Origin of the sequence: Winogradskyella echinorum (assembly GCF_014297365.1) — a bacterium.
GTDB classification, from domain to species: domain Bacteria; phylum Bacteroidota; class Bacteroidia; order Flavobacteriales; family Flavobacteriaceae; genus Winogradskyella; species Winogradskyella echinorum.
In genome coordinates this window covers 1,375,354-1,395,222 of record NZ_JACOQD010000001.1, presented here as the reverse complement: position 1 = coordinate 1,395,222, position 19,869 = coordinate 1,375,354, and the positions used below count along the sequence as shown (strand labels likewise).

The following is a 19,869-nucleotide window of genomic DNA, read 5'->3' as shown; positions in this document are numbered from 1 at the left end:
ATTGTTTTTAATATTTATCTTTTACATTTTCTTTTACCCATTTTAAACAGGTTTTAAAATCTTTGAAAATATGTTCATTCGGAATAAAATCTGGAATAATATCAATGCGTTCCATCATATAACGCGGCTGTTTTAAGAGACCAACGAATAAAACTTCAACATCATCCTTTTTTAATTCTTGTAACATATCCTCCATCGCATACAAACCAGATTGATCCATATACTGCATTCTTCCTAATCGTAAAATAACAGTTTTGGCTGTTTTAGGAATTTGTTCTGTTAAAGCTTGAAAATCGCTGGTAGAACCGAAGAAGAGTGGTCCCTTAACATGCTTAATAAACACTTCTTCTTTTAAATTTTCAGGAAAATTACCTTCATCTGCCCATGCTTCTTCTTTTAAAGATTTTACATCAGAACGTTCTGCTGTTAAATCCCCAATTTTTTTCATGAACATTAATGACGCTATTACTAAACCTATACCTACCGCATAAATTAAATCCCAAAAGGTTGAAAGTACCAATACAACTAACATAATTAATACTTCTGAGCTTAACCTTATTTTAAAGAATTTAAAAAGAGAAATAGAAATGTCTTTTGGTAAACTCGGAATTGCTTTAAGTCCTTTGTAATCCATTACACCAATACCAACAGTTATTAATATACCTGCTAATACAGCTGCTGGTATTTTTGATGCCACAGGTGCCAAGGCTAACATTATAACTAAAAGCATAATGCCAGCTATCATTCCTGATAGTTTTGTTTTACCTCCAGCATTAATATTTACAACAGTTCTTATTGTTGCGCCTGCACCAGGAATACCACCAAATATTGAAGCAATACTATTACCAATACCTTGCCCAATTAGCTCTTTATTAGGCTTATGCTTGGTTTTTGTCATATTATCGGCAACAACACTTGTTAACAATGAATCTATTGCACCTAATAATGACAGCGCAAGTGCTGTAAATATATATGGTGAAATACTACTTAAGCTAAAATTAGAGAACATTTCTAATTTAGGTACTGGAATACCACTTGGTATTTCTGAAATTGGTAAATAAGCCAAGTTAAAACCATAAGCAATACCAGACATAACTACTAATGCAACTAATGTACTAGGAATCTTAGTAGTAATCCGTTTAAAGCCATAAATAATAAAAATTGTACCTAAAGCTAATATTAGCTCTAACCATTTAATATTTTTTAAAGCTCTTGGTAAAACCTTTATAGCACCTATAGTGCCCGAAGCTTCTTTTGCAGCTAGTGTTTTAGATTCGGTTAAAATTTGCTCTGGTGTTATTTTACCAGCGCGTTCTATGGTTTCTTTAAAGTCTTCTAGTACTAAAATTCCTTCACCAGCCTCATCCTTTAAAATATTTTCTAGAATAACTTCTTCTGCTTGCGGTTTAAATTTATTTACAAATTCTGTATCTTCTTTTGGGTTATAACCTAAAGAAGGTAAAATCTGTGTGAGTAAGATAATTACACCAATTGCAGTCATAAAACCAGAAACTACTGGGTAAGGAATGTATCTTATATATTTTCCCACACCCATTAATCCTAAGCCAATTTGTATTAAACCTGCTAACAAGAAAACCGTTAAAATAGCTGGTAATGCTTTTTCTACACTACCATCATTAGCGGCTACAATTCCAGCAATAACAACCATACTTACAGCTGTCATAGGTGCAGTTGGCCCAGAAATTTGCGTGTTAGTTCCACCAAAAAGGGCCGCAAAAAAACTTATAAATATGGCTCCATAAAGACCTGCTTCTGGCCCTAAGCCAGAAGACACACCAAATGCTAATGCCAAAGGCAGAGCTACAATCCCTGCCGTGATACCACCAAATGCATCACCTTTAATGTGTTTAAATAAGTCCTTCATAGTTTATTTATACCTTTTTTTTAAATTTAAACAAATAATAGTTAAGGTTAGAACTTAAGTTAAAAATTGACGAATGCAATTAAATTAATTTGATCTCTACCAGATGTTTCAAAAAATTGATTCATATAACCTAACTCTAGCCTAAGATTTTTTGAAAATTTATATCCCAAACCTCCGTAAACTCTATTTCTGTCAAATACTGAAGATTCCGTATTTAAAAATATCTCATTATAAATAGAAAGATATAATGGATTTTTTGCATCTTCTTTGTACTGTAACGGAATATTAAGTCCTAAAAAGTAACGTAAACGCATTCTAAAATCGTCTTCTACAAAACGCTGTTCAAATCGGTAACGATGGCTTAAACCTACCTTACCAATTTTTTGTTTTGTTGTAAACTGTTGAAAAATACGATGTTCATTTACGGATACTTTATCATCAGAATCGCCAATATAATTTTCCGATAGAATATAACCATAACCAAGTAAAATATTTGAATTTGCAGTAATATTATAGCCCAAACCAGTTCGTAATAATAACTGCTCTAAATCACCAGCTGCATTATAATTTCTGTATTGTACCTCGTTATGGATATTCCATTTATCATTAAGTTGTTTATTTCCAATATATATAAGCCAATTACCTAAATTACTATCTTGAGCATTCATTAAACTAGGTAACGATAGTAAAAATGCTATCATAACTATTCCTAGCTTATTTTTCAATTTATTCATTGGCATTTGTCTGTGCATAAACGATTGATTTTAATTTAAAACTATTATTTTTTACGCTCTCGAAACCAATAACGAAACATCCAATTTACCTACCACTTGTTTTAAAGGAGTTACTGTATTTGTGATATTCTTTGTTTCATTTTTATTTCTATCCACACATAATAAATTAATCTTACTTTTTAATAGGTATGAAGAAAGCGTAGTTATTGTATTGGCATTTTTCTCAAAAACATATTCCACCATTTTTTCTTCATTTAACGTAGACGCAGGTTTTGATTCACTCTGAAAATCAACTACTTTAAATGATTTTAATGGAGTTGAAGTATGAGACACTAAATTTTTAGACATTTTAGTATCAAATATCTTTTTAGAACCATTTAAAACTCCTAAGGTCATTTTTTCATTAGGTTCTAACACATTATTTGGAGATGAAATCATTACAATACCATCAAATTCTTTTAGTATAAAACTAGTTATACTATCACCAACTAATTTTAAAGGTTTAGAATCTCTTTGCCCTAATACAATTATATCTGGTTTAGAATTTTTGATAGAATTTCTTATTTCATCTTTTAAATTTCCAAATGAAAAATTATAATCAATGTCTATATCGTATGATTTTGAAAGCGGGTCAATTAATCCTATTATTTTATTTTTAGTTTTAATAAAAGCCTCATTTATACTTCGCATTGCAGACAACTGATTTTCTCTAGTTACGATTTCTGTGTGTTTTTTAACATGAAAAAGTTGTAAATCCGCATCAATCATTTTTGCTAAACTCACACTATTTTTTAAAGTTGTACTAGAGTTTCTCTTTAAGTCTGAAAGGACTAAAATTTTATATTTATCATTTTCCATAATGTTTTATTTAATTAGGCTGTTTTAGGTCTTAATTTAAAGAATTCAATAAAACTATCTGGATTTTCAATAGTACCTCGTTCTGAAATCAACTTTATATCTATATTTCTTTCTTTTGCCTTAAATGCAAAGTCATCTAGAATCTCTATAATATCATTATCAAGATATCTTGTTTCTCTTACATCTAATTCTAAGAATGTGTCTCTTGGTAAACTTTCTAACTCTTTTAAAATGGCTCCTTTATTAAAAAATGTAACCTCTTCAGCAAGTGTCATCTTAATTTTATGTTTTCCGTTGCTCTTGTCTTCGATATGAAGAAAATGAGAGTTTTGGTAACTCTTAATTAGTATAACAACAATACCTACAGCTAATCCTAAGCCAATACCTACCAATAAATCGGTAAATACAATACCTAAAACAGTTACAAAAAACGGAACTGATTGTTTCCAACCTAGATCATACATTTTTTTAAACAATGACGGTTTTGCCAATTTATAACCAACAATTAATAAAACAGCAGCTAATACAGACAGCGGTATCATGTTTAATAATCTTGGTATTAGAATTACTGAAATTAATAATAAGAAACCATGTATAATTGCAGACATTTTACTTTTACCACCAGATTGTATGTTCGCAGAACTTCTTACAATAACTTGTGTTATAGGAAGACCACCTATTAATCCTGAAATTACATTTCCTGTTCCCTGAGCTAACAACTCTCTATTTGTTGGTGTTACATTTTTATCTGGATCTAACTTATCCGTTGCCTCTACACACAGTAAAGTTTCTAAACTTGCTACTAACGCAATTGTGAATGCTACAACCCAAACTTCAGGATTTGTAATCTCAGCAAAATTAGGGAAGCTAAATTGACCTATAAATGAATCGAAATCATCAGGAACTGGTACACTAACTAAGTGAGATTGTGCAATTGCTAAACTCTCGTTAGACTGTGTTATAACATAAAATATTATACCTACAACAACCGCAACTAATGGCCCTTGAACAATTTCGAATATTTTTCCTTTTTTAACTAAAACATTACTCCACAGTAATAAAATACCTAGCGATATAAAGCCGATCACCATAGAACCAACGATAATATTATCAAAGATATTCCAAAGAGCTGAGAACGTGTTTTCACCAGACATTTCCATAAAGCTAGAAGCTCCTTCTGGTTCTGCATCATACCCAAAAAAATGAGGTATTTGTTTTAAAATAATAATAATACCGATACCTGTCAGCATACCTTTAATCACTGATGATGGAAAATAATAACCAATAATACCAGCTTTTAGCACACCAAAGAGTAACTGAATAATTCCTCCTAGTACAACAGCGACTAAGAAATTTTCATAACCTCCTAAAGTACCTATTGCGGTTAATACTATAGCTGCCAAACCAGCGGCTGGTCCACTAACTCCAATTTTAGAACCACTTAAAGAGCCCACAACAATACCTCCAATAATACCCGCAATTAATCCTGAAAATAATGGTGCTCCACTGGCCAATGCAATACCTAAACATAATGGTAATGCAACAAAGAATACGACAATACTCGCTGGTATGTCGTTTTTTAATGTTTTAAACATTTGTAATAATGATTTTTCTCTATTGAAAAGAATTCAATAGTAATTTTAATATTTTTTAAGGGGACAAAATGTCCAACGAATAAATATTAAATAAAATCGGGTGGTGGTGATATTAGATTAAGATGAGGCTTAGGATAGTGTTTAAACGTATATCCTATAAGATGTGAATTAACATTATCCTCAATTAAAAATTCAGGATCAAGGCTAATTTTTTCAAAAACCAGCTTTAAGTTTTCGTTTTCTTCTTCCTCGTTTATACTATAAAAGCATGAAACATCATATGTGTCGTCCAAAGATAGAATTATAGTAGGTGCTGAAATTAGTGCCATAAATAATATGGTTAATATAACAGCTATTCTATATTTTGATTGGCTAAACATAAGCCGTAAATATAATATTAAGTATTTAACATTCTGTTAAATAATCTCTAAAAATCCTTTAACAGTTTTAAATCTTTGGCAGGTAACCATCCTGTAGAGTTGTCTGAAATCTTAATTTTTTTCCAATCCTTATACGTCTCTAATATTTGTACTTTGGTACCTTCGTGCAGTCTAAACACTTCTTCACTTGTTTTATTTGCTTCCGATTTAACTCTACTTTCTTGTTCAAAAACAATCGCTGGATTATCTTTTTTATTTAAACTATTTTTTTGAAACGCCATAGCTACCGAAAAACAAGTCAGCAATAAACTTAAAACACTAGTTATAAAAGCTATTCGTTTTTTTGAAGTAGTATAAGAAAAATGGTAAACTAAAAATAGTAATACAAACAAAAGCGCCGCACTTACAGCAATCTTTGCCCATGTATCTGTGCTAAAGGTATTTATTATGTTCTTAATAATTCTAGAAAATCCAACTTCGGGCACTTTATCAATCGCATCTATGGTCATGTTTTGTGCAAAAGCCAAATTATTTTTTATGTCTTGATCATTTGGGCTTAGTAGAAGTGCTTTTTCATAATAATATATACTCGGAGCTATATTATTGAGTTTATAATTAGCATTGCCTAAATTAAAATACAACTCAGCAGAATGCATGTCTGAATCTAATATGGCTTCATATTTATCAACTGCTTCTGCATATTTACCATCATTATATAATGCGTTAGCCTCTTCAAAACGTTGGTCATTTTGAGAAATTCCAAATAAACTAAAACAACATACAACTATTACTGCGAATGCTCTCATATTACCTCATTTGTTTATCAATTAATGAAATCGTTTTTGCCGCTTTATCATAATCGTTTTGCATGGTAACTTGCGTAATTGGTGTATATCGTGCCAATTCACAGTTTTCTAATATTGAAATAAAATCTGAAACAACATTCTCTTCTATTTGTCTTTCTCCAAGAAGGTTTTCAATTTTTTCTTTATTAAAATCGCTAGTTTCAATATTTAATTTTGCCTTTAAGTAATTATGAAGTGCTCTTTCTAAAGCTTCGTAAAATGCTTCTTTTTGCCCTAAAGCTTTTTTGGCAGCACCAAGGTATTTCTTAGCCAATCGGTCTGCTTTTCTTATACGATTACCAGTTACATCAGCATCACGCTCGTCCTTTTTCCTTCTAATAACTATGGCTAGAGGTATAGCTAAAAAAGGAAGTAATAACATAGACCAAAACCCAGTTGACTTAAAAAACGGTTGATTAAGCGTACTCACCCAATTTGATGATGTTTTTATAAATGCAAATGTATTATTATTGGATGTTACTGTTTGTTTAGTATTTGCCACAGTTGCATTTTCACTATTATTAGCCGCTGTTGGCCCTTCTAATACATCAATTACAATTTCATCTGAAGTTATACGCTTATAACTTTCGGTTTTTAAATCGAAATATGAAAATGAAATTGTTGGCACGGGATATTTTCCACGATACTGAGGAACAAGTGTATAAGTGTCTGAAATACTTCCTCGCATACCACTTAAATTAGTGCGAACGTTTTCTTTGTGTTCTGGTTCGTATACCTCTAAAGAACTCGGAACAGTTAATTTAGGTAATTCAAATAATTTTAAATTTCCTTTTCCTGTAACTTCTACTTTAGCTTGAAGCGATTCTGTGGCATTCAATTGAGTTTTGGTTGTTGTAATATTAAAATCGAAATCACCTACAGCACCTTTAAAATCTGAAGGTTTACCTTCTTCCGGTAATTGTTTTACGTTAATCGTTCTACTGCCAGCTGTGACAGTTTGTGGCACTTGGGTCATCATTTGCTGGCCAAATATATTAGCTCTTCCTGTTGGTACTTCTACCATAACTTCTAACACTAAAGGCTCTAACTTTAATTTACCTGTTTTTTGGGGATAAAGTACAGTTTTACGCACTACAACATATCTATAATCTTCCCCTTTATACTGTCCTCTCTGCGTAGGAAACCCTTTTACTTCTATATTCTGATTCCAAAAATCATTATACCTTGGGCTATCTTTTTCTGACCAACCACTTACACCAGTTTCTTTAGAAACATACAACTTATAAACCACTGTAATGGCTTCATTTAGGTACGGATTTGAATTAGAAACCTCAGCTACTAAGTGAATATTATCTGAGGCAATATCTGAAGCATCTGGCGCACCATTTGGCCTATCAACTGCGGCTGTAACAGTAACCGTTATTGGAAACGTTTTATAGGTTTCACCATCAATCTCAATAGTTGCTTGTTTAATTGTAAATGTACCTCTCTTTTTAGGTGCTAAAAAATAACTATAGGTTTTTGAATAGGTCTTTTTACCATTTGCATAAGAATTCATTAAAGATGTGTTAGGACCTCCAACTACAGTAAAATCTTTAAAGCTAGGTGGTACAAAGTTGTCACCATCTTGATTCATTTCAAAATCTATTCGTAAACGTTCGTTTACACCAAGTTTCTTCTTGCTTACTTTAGCTTCAAACTTAACTTGTGCAGAAGCTATACTTGTAGCAAGTACTAAAAATAAAATTGATATGTGTTTTGTGAGTTTCATTCAATTTACGATTTTAGATTTGCGATTTACGAGGACATTAAATCAAAATTCGTAATTCAACAATCGTCATTCGTTTTTACCAGTCTTTTTCAGTTTTTATTTTTGCTCCTTTTTGTTTTTCGGCATTAATTTTTTCCTGCACTTTTTGCTCTTGGTTTTGCATAGCTTCTAAAATATTTTTTATCTGCTGCGGAGACATTTGTCCTGGTTTTGGTTTTGGCTTTTGATTCTTATCTTCTTTATCACCTTTACCATCATCTTTTTTATCATCCTTTGGCTTTCCGTTTTCATCTTCCTCTTTATCTCCTTCCTTTTTGTCCTTATCGCCTTCGTCTTTTTTATCTTGTTCTTTTTTATTTTCGTCTTCCTTCTTTTGGTCTTCTTCTTTATCTTTTTCTTCTTCTTTATCCTCGTCCTTTTTGTCATCTTCTCCACCACCATCTTTTTGCTGCTCTGCACATTCCTTAGCTAAAGCATAATTATAGCGAGTTTCTTCGTCGTTTGGGTTGTTTCTTAAGGCATCTTTAAAAGCTTCAACGGCTTCTTTACATAATTCATTTTGCATTAAAATATTACCGATATTGTGATATGCTCTGTGTTTTTCGTCTTTAGTAGTAGCATTCTTAGCTGCTTCTTGACTTCTGTATAATGCCTCATCAAAACTACCTTTTCTAAAATATGAATGTGCTAAGTTGTACGCTCCAACCGTTTTATTTGGAGCTTCTGAAATGGCTTTTCTATATTCCATTTCGGCTTCAATGTAATTATCCTCATCAATCAACTCATTAGCTTTATAAACTAAGTTCGTTGCTTTTTGTTTAGCTTTTAATTGCGCTTTGTCTACTTGCTGGGCAATCCCGAAGCTTCCAATTAAGAGCGTTATAAGTGCTATATATAATTTCATGCTTTTTTTATTATTGTCTTAAACTCTAAATTAATAAAGCCTTTTATGATTTAGCGTTAAAATAAATCTAAAAATTTTAATTAGCTAATACTTGTGATTTATATTGATGCTTCATTAAATAAGTTCAATTTTTTTAACCATTCTGTTTTTCGTTCTAGGAAAAATATATCTATAAATAATAATAGAATTCCTAATCCTAAAAACCATTGAAACTGATCTTTGAAATCTGCAATTTGTTTAGACTCAAATTCCTTCTTATCCATTTTATCTAAAACATCTTTAATAGTATCCACAACTTCGTTTGTATTTCTACCATTAATATATATACCATTAGTTTCGGTTGCTATTTCTTTTAAAGTTGTTTCATCTAAACGTGTTATTACAGTTTCTCCGTTTTTATCTTTTTTATAATTTAAAACGACACCGTTTCGCTTTATTGGTATTGGACCACCTTTAGTATCACCAACTCCAATTGTTAAAATTCTAATGCCTTCTTCATTGGCCTCTTCTGCAATGTCAACTGCTTCACCTCCATGATCTTCGCCGTCTGAAATAATGATGAGCACTCTATTTGTTTGCTCTTCGTCATCGTAATAAGTTTTTGCCAACTGAATGGCTTCATGAATTGCTGTTCCTTGTGAAGAGAGCATGTCTGTATTCATATTTTGCAAAAACATTTTAGCAGATGCATAATCTGTTGTAATTGGTAATTGCGGAAATGCTTTACCTGCATAGGCTATAATCCCAACACGATCACTAGCTAAACTATTGATAATTTGAGTAACTAGTTGCTTAGATTTTTCTAGTCGGTTTGGCGCAATATCTTCTGCAAGCATACTTTTAGAAACATCTACTGCAAAAACAATATCTACTCCTTGACTACGCACTGTCTCTAATTTTGTGCCAATTTTAGGGTTTACTAATGCTAATGACAAACACGCAAAAGCACCACAAAGCACCACTACTTTTAATATACTTTTAAATAACGATTGATTAGGACTCAATCGTTTTAACAAGCCCGAATCCGCAAATTTTTTCTGAGCAGATCGTCTCCATATTTGAAGCAATACAAACAGCAAAATTATTACCGGAATAGCCAGTAACGTCCAAAACCATATTTTTTCATCGAGTCTAAACAAAGCTTCTAAATATTGTGTTTCTTAATAATAATTCAATTAACAAAAGTAAACCAGCTAGTAACACTATTGGCCTATACTTTTCTTCATAATTATAATACTTCTTTTCTTCTACTTCAGTTTTTTCGAGCTTATTAATTTCATTATAAATCTCAGCCAACTTTTTATTATTAGTCGCCCTAAAATATTTCCCGCCAGTAACCTCGGCAATTTCTTTTAGAAGCTCTTCATCAATTTCTACTTGTTGACGACCATATCTAAATGTTCCATTTGGGTTTATAGATATTGGTGATAATGCAGTTCCATTCGTTCCTAAACCAATAGTATATACTTTAATACCATATTCTAAAGCCAGTTCACTAGCAATTTTAGGGTCAATAAATCCGCCATTATTAACACCGTCAGTTAAAAGAATTATCACTTTACTTTTAGCTCTACTATCTTTTAAACGGTTTACAGAAGTTGCTAGGCCCATGCCAATAGCTGTACCACCCTCTATAATTGTATTATATTTTATATCTCTCATTGAGCGTAATACAATAGACTTATCGCTAGTAATTGGTGTTTTTGTATAGGCTTCACCCGCATATTCTACTAGACCAATTCTATCGTTTGGTCGACCATCAATAAAATCTGCAGCAACTTTTTTTAAAGCTTCTAGTCTATTTGGCAATAAATCTTTAGCAAGCATACTTGCAGATACGTCAATAGCCATTACAATGTCTATACCTCGAGTTGTCTTTGTTTTTGTTGAAACATCTACAGTTCTCGGTCGTGCTAATGCGGTAATTAATAATCCTAGAGCAATTAAACGCAGAGCAAAAAGCAAATGTCTTAGTTTAGACCATATTGAAGAGGTTACTTTAAATCCTTGAATACTCGACATCTTTAACTCAGCGGTTTGCTTATTATGCTTAAAGACATACCAAATCACTGCTATTGGTATAAGCAATAACAGCCAGAACAATTCTTTATTTAAAAATTCTATATTATCAAACATCATTATTGTTCTTGTTCTTCTTGTTCAACGGCTTCATCGGGTTTTAATTCTACTGAATCTATAATACGCTCTACCATTTCTTCTGCGTACACGTCATCTACTCTCCAAACAATTACAATTTGTTGAATTACATTTTCGGTTGTGAAACTCAAGAAAACATAATTACCTTTTTCAAAGCTACCTTCTGTTATACCAGGAAACTCTGCCGTTCCGAAAGTTTTTAGACCTTCAGCAGCATTAGGTGTTATAAACTGTTCATTCTTTGTAATGATATTTTTAACACCTTTGGCTTCCCATGTCTTTAAATTCCCTTCAATTACTGTATTTATATTAATAGCTTTCTGCTCTTCTACAGCTTCAGCATCTTCATTTTTAGGTGTATTTAAATTGGTTGTGCTTGTAATAATATAAAAGCGTTCCATTAAACTTCCATAACTAAACATGGCAATTTTCATTTTACCTTTAGCTTCATCTGGCAGCTCTACTTCTTCTCGTTTTAGAACTTTAGGTGTCTCGATAAAAATTGGAGGAAATCCATAAGCACTTTCTACCCAGTCTCCTTCTAATAGCTCTTTACTTTCGTGTCCAACAATAGTATCTTTTACGTAACCAAAACCATATTTTATTCCAAAACCAACAAACGTAGCAATAAGTAAGAATACAGAAATAGCCACAGTAAGGATTACCTTTTTACGTTTCTTTTTTCGTTCTTGTTCTTCTTTATATTGTTTATCTAATAGTTTTTCTTCTTCTGTAGGTTCTGGTAAACTTTCCTTTACACGATCTATTTCTTTATCTATAGTTGCTTTATCCATTTCTGCTAATGCAGTATCTGGTGCTGACTTTGCAAATTTCACTAAATCAGCACGTTTTAAAATGGATTCAAGATTCTTTATAGTGTCTTTTGATAAATCTATTTGATTACCTTCTTTTAATAAGAAAAGTCTAGAAATAAGTTGATCTGTTGTACTTTCTAATGCACGATCGTAAACTTTTTCGTCGAGATATTTTCTAATAATAAAAGTTAGTTCTGAATAATAATCTTTAACCTCAGAACGGATTAAATACTGGCTCTCATCTAATTTCTTTAAGGCCAATTTTGCACGATCATATGGCGGTAATAACGCAATTTCTTCTTCCTCTGTTAACGGTTTTTTTCTCCAAATAAACCAGTACAATAAAAACGCAACTAAAGCTATTGCTGCCAAAATACCTAACAGCCATTTCCACCAATTACCTCCACTTTTTTCTACTTCAATAATGGGCTTAATATCGTAAAGTTTCTGTTTTGTTGTATCTACTTCTATGGAATTAACTTCAACTTTTAATGAGTCTGTAAAAAATGGTTTTTCTCCAATAATTACTTTTTGTCTCGGAATTGTATAAGAACCAGAATCGAATTGAGTGAGTTTATATATTCTAGACAACAAGAATTTAGCTTCTTGTTTTGTGGTATCTATTTTTAAGGCTTCTACATTTTCTAAAGGCATAAAAGTTTGCCCTTCTGGGAATACAACCAATGCTGTAGAATCTGCTTCAACTTTAATTTTATAGTTGATTTGTTCGCCAATTCTAATTTTTGTAGTATCGACTTCTGTTTTTACCTGGCTAAAAGAGATAAGGGATAAGAGAAAAAAGATGATAGATAAACCTAATCTTTGTTTACTTACCAAAATGACGCTATTTAACTTTTTACTTTTCACTTCTAACTTCTAACTTCTAACTCTATTTAACCTCTTCGTTTAAAATAACCTAATAATTTTTTCACGTAGCTTTCATCTACACGACAATCAATAGTACCAGCTCCAGATTTGGTAAACGTATCTTTAAAATAGTTAACCTTTTCGTTGTAAAATTTACCGTAATTAACTCTCACTTGTTTTGATGCCGTATTTACGAGCATTAACTCTCCTGTTTCTTCATCTTCCATTTGTACCATTCCTAAATTAGGAATTTCGGCTTCGTGCTTATCAAAAACCCTAATACCTGTAATATCGTGTCTGCCAGAAGCAATTTTTAAATTCTGCTTATAGTCGTCTGCAATAAAATCTGACAATACAAAAACAATCGCTTTTTTCTTCATTACGTTAGACAAGAATTTAAAAGCTTCTGCAATATTTGTTTTTTTACTTTTTGGTTTAAATTCTAAAAGTTCTCTAATAATTCTTAATACATGAGAACGCCCTTTTTTTGGTGGAATATAAAGCTCTATTTCGTCCGAAAACAAAATTAAACCTATTTTATCGTTGTTTTGAGTTGCAGAAAAGGCTAAAGTTGCAGCAATCTCTGTTACAATTTCGTTTTTAAATTGATTTTTGGTTCCAAATAATTTACTACCAGAAACATCTGCTAACAACATCATCGTTAGCTCTCGCTCTTCTTCGAAAACCTTTATGTACGGTTCATTGTAACGCGCAGTAACATTCCAATCAATATTTCTTACATCATCACCATATTGGTATTGACGTACTTCAGAAAAAGTCATACCACGACCTTTGAAGGTAGAGTGATATTCGCCTCCAAATATATGATCAGACAAACGACGCGTCTTAATCTCTATTTTTCGTACTTTTTTTAGAAGTTCTTTAGTATCCATTTATTCAGTTTGCAGTGAGCAGTCTTCAGTTTGTAATTAATAAAATCAGCATTCAAGTAAGTTTCAACTACTTGATATTAATTTATTTACAACTATTTATGGTACTTCAATCTCGTTTACAATCTTATTGATAATGTCTTCTGAAGTTATATTTTCTGCTTCAGCTTCGTAAGTAATACCAATTCTGTGACGAAGTACATCATACACTACGGCACGCACATCTTCTGGAATTACATAGCCTCTTCTTTTTATAAATGCATAACATTTAGCAGCAGTTGCTAAGTTAATACTTCCACGAGGTGAAGCTCCGAAAGAGATTAAAGCTTTTAAATCCCCAAGTTTGTACTTTTCTGGATAACGTGTAGCGAAAATGATATCTAATATATATTTTTCTATTTTTTCGTCCATGTACACCTCACGAACAGCTTCTTGAGCTTTTAAAATCTGAGAAATAGAAACCACAGGATTCACTTTATCCCAAGCACCTTTTTAAATTAGCTCTCATTATTAATTGTTCCTCATCAATCTTTGGATAATCAATTACAGTTTTTAGCATAAAACGGTCTACCTGAGCTTCTGGCAAAGGATAAGTTCCTTCTTGCTCAACAGGGTTTTGAGTAGCCATTACTAAAAATGGTTTATCTAAAACAAAGGTTTCATCTCCAATAGTAACCTGTTTCTCTTGCATGGCCTCAAGTAGTGCGGATTGCACTTTTGCGGGAGCTCTGTTAATCTCATCCGCTAAGACAAAATTTGCAAAGATTGGACCTTTCTTAATCGAAAAGTCATTCAATTTCATATTATAAATTAATGTACCAACAACATCTGCAGGTAATAAATCTGGTGTAAACTGAACTCTACTAAAACTTGCATCAATAGCTTTTGATAATGTGTTAATTGCTAGAGTTTTCGCTAAACCAGGAACACCTTCTAGTAAAATATGTCCTCGACCTAGTAAGCCTATAAGAAGGCGCTCTACCATGTGTTTTTGACCAACTATAACCTTATTCATCTCTAAGATTAATAAGTCAACAAATGCACTTTCTTTTTCTATCTTTTCATTAATTGATTTAATATCAATTGTATTCGTTTCTTCCATTATTTATAAAGTTTAAGAGCGATTTTTTTAAGTATTTTTTACGAGGATGCAAAATGTTAAAATTATTCGTTAGTTGCTGTTAACATTTGGTTAAAAAAAGAAAGGCTACACCAAAGTGCTGCCTTTTTTTCATAATAATCATAAATTAGTATTATTAATATCTAAGTTGTCTTATTTCTGTGTAAAGTTTTGGATTTAAAACCATCATATTTTCATCTTCATTAAAGCTTACGGACTCATCGATATCTATATTAATAATAAAGTCATATAACCGATTAGGTAACAATTCTATTTTTACCAAATTTGAAGGTATTGCATTACCTAAATTTAAAATATCTAAACTATATAATGTATTATTTAAGTCTATAAAACTATTGTCACCTAGCACTAATCTAATCTCATAAATATAAGTTGATTCTATTTCAAAATTATCTACAAGCTCTAATTCTGAATGCTCTCTAAAATCGAAAATATTATAGGTTCCTGTATTAACTGCATTAAGACTTATCCATGCATTTGTTGCATTATCATCTTCCTTTACTTTTAATTGCACATCTTCAATTTCAACATAGACTTTATTAAGGTCTCCTATTGTACTTTTTAGCTTAACGCTTATGTTAGACACTTCAGTCCTCGAATAAGTTTCGTCTGGTGTACAGCTTGCAAAACAAGCTATAAAAATGACGCTAAAAAAAAGGAATTTTAAAGATTGTAAACGCTTCATAATTTGGGATATGGAATAATTACTACCAATAATACTTTATTCTTTATGTTTTGAGTATTTTTATACACCAATTACAAAAAAACCCTCATAAACTGAAAAATAAGTGACATATTCTCGATTAATTGCAGGTACCATGACCTGGGGAAGTTGGGGGAAACAACTTTCAAAAAAAGACATGGTAGCTTTAATGCATCATTGTATTTCTAATAAGATAACTACATTTGACCATGCCGATATTTATGGTGCTTACACGACCGAAGCAGAATTTGGTAAAGCCTTTACCGATTCTGGAATAAAGCGTGAAGAAATTCAGCTAATTTCTAAATGTGGTATTCAATATTTAAGTGAAAACCGAAATAATAAGGTTAAACACTACGACTATAATAAAGATTATATTATTTGGTCTGTTGAACAATCCTTACAACACCTCAACACGGAATATCTAGATTTATTATTACTGCACAGACCTAGCCCTCTAATGGTGACAGAAGAGATTGCAGAAGCTATTACCATTTTAAAAAAAGAGGGTAAAATTAGAGACTTTGGCGTGTCTAATTTTACGCCATCTCAAATGGACATGATTGGGTTGAGAGTAGATATTGATGTCAATCAAATTGAGTTTTCGCTAACCGAACATTCTGCAATGCATAATGGCAGTTTAGATTATATGAAAACTTGCGGTATTAAACCTATGGCTTGGTCTCCATTAGGCTCAGTGTTTAGAGAAGATAACGAACAAACCAGGCGTATACATAAACAGCTTGGACAATTAATGGAAAAATATAATGCCACTGAGGACCAATTATTATTAGCTTGGATTATGAAACATCCTGCTTATATACATCCAGTAGTTGGCACAACGAATAAAGATAGATTGAAGCAAGCTGTTGAAGCAACAAAAATTGAGCTAGAACTAGAAGATTGGTTTTTAATTTTGGTGGCTTGTCAAGGGCATAAGGTACCATAGTTGTTTTTTCTGCCAAGATGGAAATCCATGTTTTAAAATACAGTAATTAACTAAATAGATTCTTGCTCTCACAAAAATAATAGAATTATGAAAAAAACAGCATTAATAACAGGAGCAACAAGCGGCATTGGTAGAGCAACAGCGCATTTGTTTGCAAAACATGGTATTAATCTAATCTTATGTGGTCGCAGACAACAACGCTTAGATAGTATTGAAAAAGCCTTATCAAAAGAAACAGATGTCCATACTCTTAATTTTGATGTTCGCGACAGAGAAGCAACTTTAGAAGCTATTGGATCTTTACCAAAAGAATTTCAGACTATAGACATCCTTATCAACAATGCTGGCAATGCACATGGTTTAGACCCAATACAAACTGGTAATTTAGATGATTGGGATGCTATGATGGATATAAATGTAAAAGGTTTACTTTATGTTAGTAAAGCAATTATTCCCGGAATGACTGAACGCAAATCTGGACACATTATTAATATTGGTTCTTCTGCTGGGAAAGAAGTCTATCCTAACGGCAATGTGTATTGTGGAAGTAAACATGCTGTTTTGGCAATTACCGAAGGCATGCGTATAGATTTAAATCCATTTGGTATTAAAGTAGGTGCTATAAATCCTGGTTTAGTAGAAACTGAATTCTCAGAAGTTAGGTTTAAAGGAGGTAGTGCCGCAGATAATGTTTATAAAGGCTATAAAGCATTACAAGCTGAAGATGTGGCTGATGTCATATACTTTGCTGTATCTAGACCTGCTCATGTTAATATTGCAGATGTATTAATGTTTTGTACAGCACAGGCGAGTTCTACTATAGTGAAGAAATCTAAATAACAAGATTCCTGCCTTCGCAGGAATGACAGACATGATTAATAAGAGGCTCTTAATAAAAAACCTTCTCGCTCACAACGATGAGAACAGCTTCTATGACAAAAAACGAAAAATAGACATAAGCTTTAAAGAAGGGAAAGCCAAGTTTTTAAAACACATTTGCGCACTTTCTAACAGCAACCCCAAAAACAATTCTTACATTGTTATTGGTGTAGAGGACGAGGACAATAAAATTATTGGTGTCGATTTTTTTGATGATAGTAAAATTCAGAATTTAATAAATGCCTACCTCACTAACCCTCCAATTGTTCAGTATGAGAATATTCCATTTCCACACTTACCAGATGATAAAGTTGTTGGTTTAGTAACCATAAGACCTATTGATAAAATTACTTCTTTAAGAAAAAATATTTGGAAATATTATGGCGGCTCAGTGTTTTTTAGAGATGGCAGTATGAGTATGCCTAAAGTTTTTGATATTGAAATAAAAGACGTTAACTCTAAAATTGTTGCTGCCATTGAGAACCATGCTCAAAACAATATTAAGTTAACCCTCGATGGAGTTTTTGATTTTATGAATAAGCGCCAAGATTTTAATCCGCAGTACAAGGTCTTTAAAGAATACTTTGTATTGTGCTGGTCTGGAGATAAAAAGCATGTGAAGAAGGAAGTTTTTTTTTCTAGAGTAGATATAGAATTAATAAATGAGCAAGTACGTTTGTTTTATTCAACATTAGACGAAGTAGCCATTTCGTATACTGAAGATTCTTTTAAAATTGTAGAATATGTAAGATTAGGGCTTCAAGAATCATACAAATATTATAAGCTCGAAGAAAAAACCATTCATTTTGATGATAATGCTAACTATTCCATCGAAGCAAACTTAATTTTTGATCCACCACAATATGATAAAAAAGTATTGCATCACATCCATAATGCCAATAATGCCATTTTAGAAAAGCTTGAAAAAAATATATCATTAAATAATAATGAAGAAGCCGATTTGAAAAATTTAGCTGCTAGTTATTTAATATGTTACCTCAACGGATTTGATGATGCATTACTTAAACTAGAATATGCTAAGCCTTATATTAAGCAATACAGTTCAGCTCTCTATAGTTCTTACAAAGAAACACTTAGAATATTGAGAAAAGTAAAATATAGTTAGTTCATCGGATTAAACAGATTTTTTAACCTGATTTTCTGCATCTTGTCGAAGGCACTTTCAAAAACAACACAGATTATACATTTTTTTTGACCATTCATCAAAAAATTAAAGAACCAAGCAAAATAACTTGCATCTTTGAAGTGCTATTAATCAATTATTTAAACCTTGTTTCTGTTAGCCAAAAGCTTTTAATCGAAACAAGGTTTTTTTTATACCCTTAAATAAAATTTAATGATTTCTGTTTTGAAGGAAGGATCCCTTCAGTAGAAACATCCATCCATTGTGAGAGAATTGTAGCATACACAGACCTAAAATCTATACTGTATTTTAAATCTCCATTAGTATCTAAATCATTTAAACTCGCTAAATCATTGTAAAAACCTGCTTTCTTTAATTGCTTACCAATAATAAAGACATTGTTAGCTGCACCATGATCTGTTCCATTTGCCGCATTTTGCTTCACACGTCTTCCAAACTCAGAAAACGTTAAAATCAACGTATCCTCAAAAGTTTCATTTCGTTTTAAATCTTTTACAAAAGCCGAAACACTCTCTGCGTATTGAGATAATAATCTTGATTGCTTGTTCTGCTGATTAGCATGTGTGTCAAACCCGCCTAAAGAAGTATAGAATACCTTAGTATCTAGACCAGAATTAATGAATTGCGCCACATTTTTAAGTTGTTTGCCAAAACCATTCTGAGGATAATCTTGCTGTGATAATTTTACTTGGGTATTCTCATAAATATATTTTGCAGAAGACTTGGCCTCAATCATAGTTTGGTAGAGATATCCCAAATTATGTTCACTTAAATGTGTGTCGTTATAATGGTTGAGTACATTTTTAAAATAAGGGTCTTTTGCCGTTCTGTGCAATACTTTATAATCGTTAGTAGCAATACCATTAAAGTGTTCACCTTTCATAGCTAAACTTAATTGCTCATCCATTTCTATAGCATTATATGGTTTTTTACCATATTTATCTAAGTAACGACCAAGCCATCCGCTTTGTAAATATTCGTCCGACCCACTTGCTGTTTGCCAAATATCCATAGATCTAAAATGTGAACGCACAGGGTTTGGATAACCAACATTATTTATTATTGAGAGTTCACCTTTATCATACAAGTTTCGCAAAGGTGCTAGACTCGGATGAAAACCTAAATCGTCATTTAATTTTATAATATCTTTTGTAATAGCCAATCTTGGCCTAGCGTTATAATACAAATCATTATTATGAGGAATAATAGTATTTAACCCATCATTTCCACCTGCAAGCTGAATTATAACTAGGCGTTTATAACCTAATTGTTTAGTCGCAACTGACTCAAATGCCTTGACAAAGCTTGGCACCAAAAAAAGGCTACTCGCTAAGGCTGAATTTTTAATAAATTTACGTCTATCCATAGTT

At 32.0% G+C, this 19,869-nt stretch carries 17 protein-coding genes and 1 pseudogene; 3 read left to right on the top strand and 15 right to left on the bottom strand.

What is annotated here, in order from left to right; translation table 11 throughout:
• Window positions 1-7: 7 nt before the first annotated feature.
• The 14 genes and pseudogenes from H8K90_RS06230 to H8K90_RS06165 form a co-directional block, all read right to left on the bottom strand.
• The gene (locus H8K90_RS06230) at window positions 8-1,885 is read right to left on the bottom strand and encodes a SulP family inorganic anion transporter (RefSeq protein ID WP_186845051.1); all 1,878 of its coding nucleotides are present in this window, start codon (window positions 1,883-1,885) and stop codon (window positions 8-10) included.
• A 59-nt stretch (window positions 1,886-1,944) separates the two neighbouring features.
• Complete coding sequence (locus tag H8K90_RS06225) at window positions 1,945-2,619, bottom strand: DUF2490 domain-containing protein (protein ID WP_186845050.1); 675 nt, start codon at window positions 2,617-2,619, stop codon at window positions 1,945-1,947.
• A 51-nt stretch (window positions 2,620-2,670) separates the two neighbouring features.
• Window positions 2,671-3,477: a universal stress protein gene (locus H8K90_RS06220; RefSeq protein WP_186845049.1), complete on the bottom strand. Its 807-nt coding sequence runs from the start codon at window positions 3,475-3,477 to the stop codon at window positions 2,671-2,673.
• 14 nt (window positions 3,478-3,491) lie between these two features.
• A complete protein-coding gene (locus tag H8K90_RS06215) occupies window positions 3,492-5,072 on the bottom strand; it encodes a SulP family inorganic anion transporter (protein WP_186845048.1) in 1,581 nt (526 codons plus the stop codon).
• A gap of 86 nt (window positions 5,073-5,158) precedes the next feature.
• Entirely contained in the window at window positions 5,159-5,401 is a 243-nt protein-coding gene (locus H8K90_RS06210) for a hypothetical protein (RefSeq protein ID WP_246457534.1), read from the bottom strand.
• A 98-nt stretch (window positions 5,402-5,499) separates the two neighbouring features.
• Complete coding sequence (locus H8K90_RS06205) at window positions 5,500-6,258, bottom strand: tetratricopeptide repeat protein (protein WP_186845047.1); 759 nt, start codon at window positions 6,256-6,258, stop codon at window positions 5,500-5,502.
• Window position 6,259: 1 nt separating this feature from the next.
• Window positions 6,260-8,029: a BatD family protein gene (locus H8K90_RS06200; RefSeq protein WP_186845046.1), complete on the bottom strand. Its 1,770-nt coding sequence runs from the start codon at window positions 8,027-8,029 to the stop codon at window positions 6,260-6,262.
• 76 nt (window positions 8,030-8,105) lie between these two features.
• Window positions 8,106-8,933 (bottom strand): tetratricopeptide repeat protein, encoded by an 828-nt coding sequence (locus tag H8K90_RS06195; protein ID WP_186845045.1) that lies wholly within the window; start codon window positions 8,931-8,933, stop codon window positions 8,106-8,108.
• Between the two features lie 98 nt (window positions 8,934-9,031).
• Entirely contained in the window at window positions 9,032-10,072 is a 1,041-nt protein-coding gene (locus H8K90_RS06190) for a vWA domain-containing protein (RefSeq protein WP_186845044.1), read from the bottom strand.
• Complete coding sequence (locus H8K90_RS06185) at window positions 10,065-11,069, bottom strand: vWA domain-containing protein (RefSeq protein WP_186845273.1); 1,005 nt, start codon at window positions 11,067-11,069, stop codon at window positions 10,065-10,067. Before H8K90_RS06185 ends, H8K90_RS06190 begins: the two co-directional genes overlap by 8 nt.
• A 2-nt stretch (window positions 11,070-11,071) precedes the next feature.
• The gene (locus tag H8K90_RS06180; RefSeq protein ID WP_186845043.1) at window positions 11,072-12,772 is read right to left on the bottom strand and encodes a hypothetical protein; all 1,701 of its coding nucleotides are present in this window, start codon (window positions 12,770-12,772) and stop codon (window positions 11,072-11,074) included.
• A 26-nt stretch (window positions 12,773-12,798) separates the two neighbouring features.
• Window positions 12,799-13,665 (bottom strand): DUF58 domain-containing protein, encoded by an 867-nt coding sequence (locus H8K90_RS06175; RefSeq protein ID WP_186845042.1) that lies wholly within the window; start codon window positions 13,663-13,665, stop codon window positions 12,799-12,801.
• 96 nt (window positions 13,666-13,761) lie between these two features.
• Window positions 13,762-14,764 (bottom strand): annotated as a pseudogene (locus H8K90_RS06170) (AAA family ATPase).
• Window positions 14,765-14,918: 154 nt separating this feature from the next.
• A complete protein-coding gene (locus H8K90_RS06165) occupies window positions 14,919-15,488 on the bottom strand; it encodes a DUF4382 domain-containing protein (RefSeq protein WP_186845041.1) in 570 nt (189 codons plus the stop codon).
• 103 nt (window positions 15,489-15,591) lie between these two features.
• Between H8K90_RS06165 and H8K90_RS06160 the strand changes: the two genes are divergently transcribed.
• The 3 genes from H8K90_RS06160 to H8K90_RS06150 all read left to right on the top strand — a co-directional run bounded on the left by H8K90_RS06160 (window position 15,592) and on the right by H8K90_RS06150 (window position 18,460).
• Window positions 15,592-16,455 carry an aldo/keto reductase gene (locus H8K90_RS06160; RefSeq protein ID WP_315970267.1) on the top strand — a complete coding sequence of 288 codons (864 nt, stop codon included), beginning with the start codon at window positions 15,592-15,594 and terminating at the stop codon, window positions 16,453-16,455.
• 87 nt (window positions 16,456-16,542) lie between these two features.
• Window positions 16,543-17,295 carry an SDR family NAD(P)-dependent oxidoreductase gene (locus H8K90_RS06155; RefSeq protein WP_186845040.1) on the top strand — a complete coding sequence of 251 codons (753 nt, stop codon included), beginning with the start codon at window positions 16,543-16,545 and terminating at the stop codon, window positions 17,293-17,295.
• Between the two features lie 31 nt (window positions 17,296-17,326).
• Window positions 17,327-18,460: an ATP-binding protein gene (locus H8K90_RS06150; RefSeq protein ID WP_186845039.1), complete on the top strand. Its 1,134-nt coding sequence runs from the start codon at window positions 17,327-17,329 to the stop codon at window positions 18,458-18,460.
• Window positions 18,461-18,677: 217 nt separating this feature from the next.
• On the opposite strand, the gene H8K90_RS06145 is transcribed toward H8K90_RS06150, so the two are convergent.
• Window positions 18,678-19,865, bottom strand: a complete 1,188-nt coding sequence (locus H8K90_RS06145) for a DUF1501 domain-containing protein (RefSeq protein WP_186845038.1) — start codon at window positions 19,863-19,865, stop codon at window positions 18,678-18,680.
• Window positions 19,866-19,869: the final 4 nt, after the last annotated feature.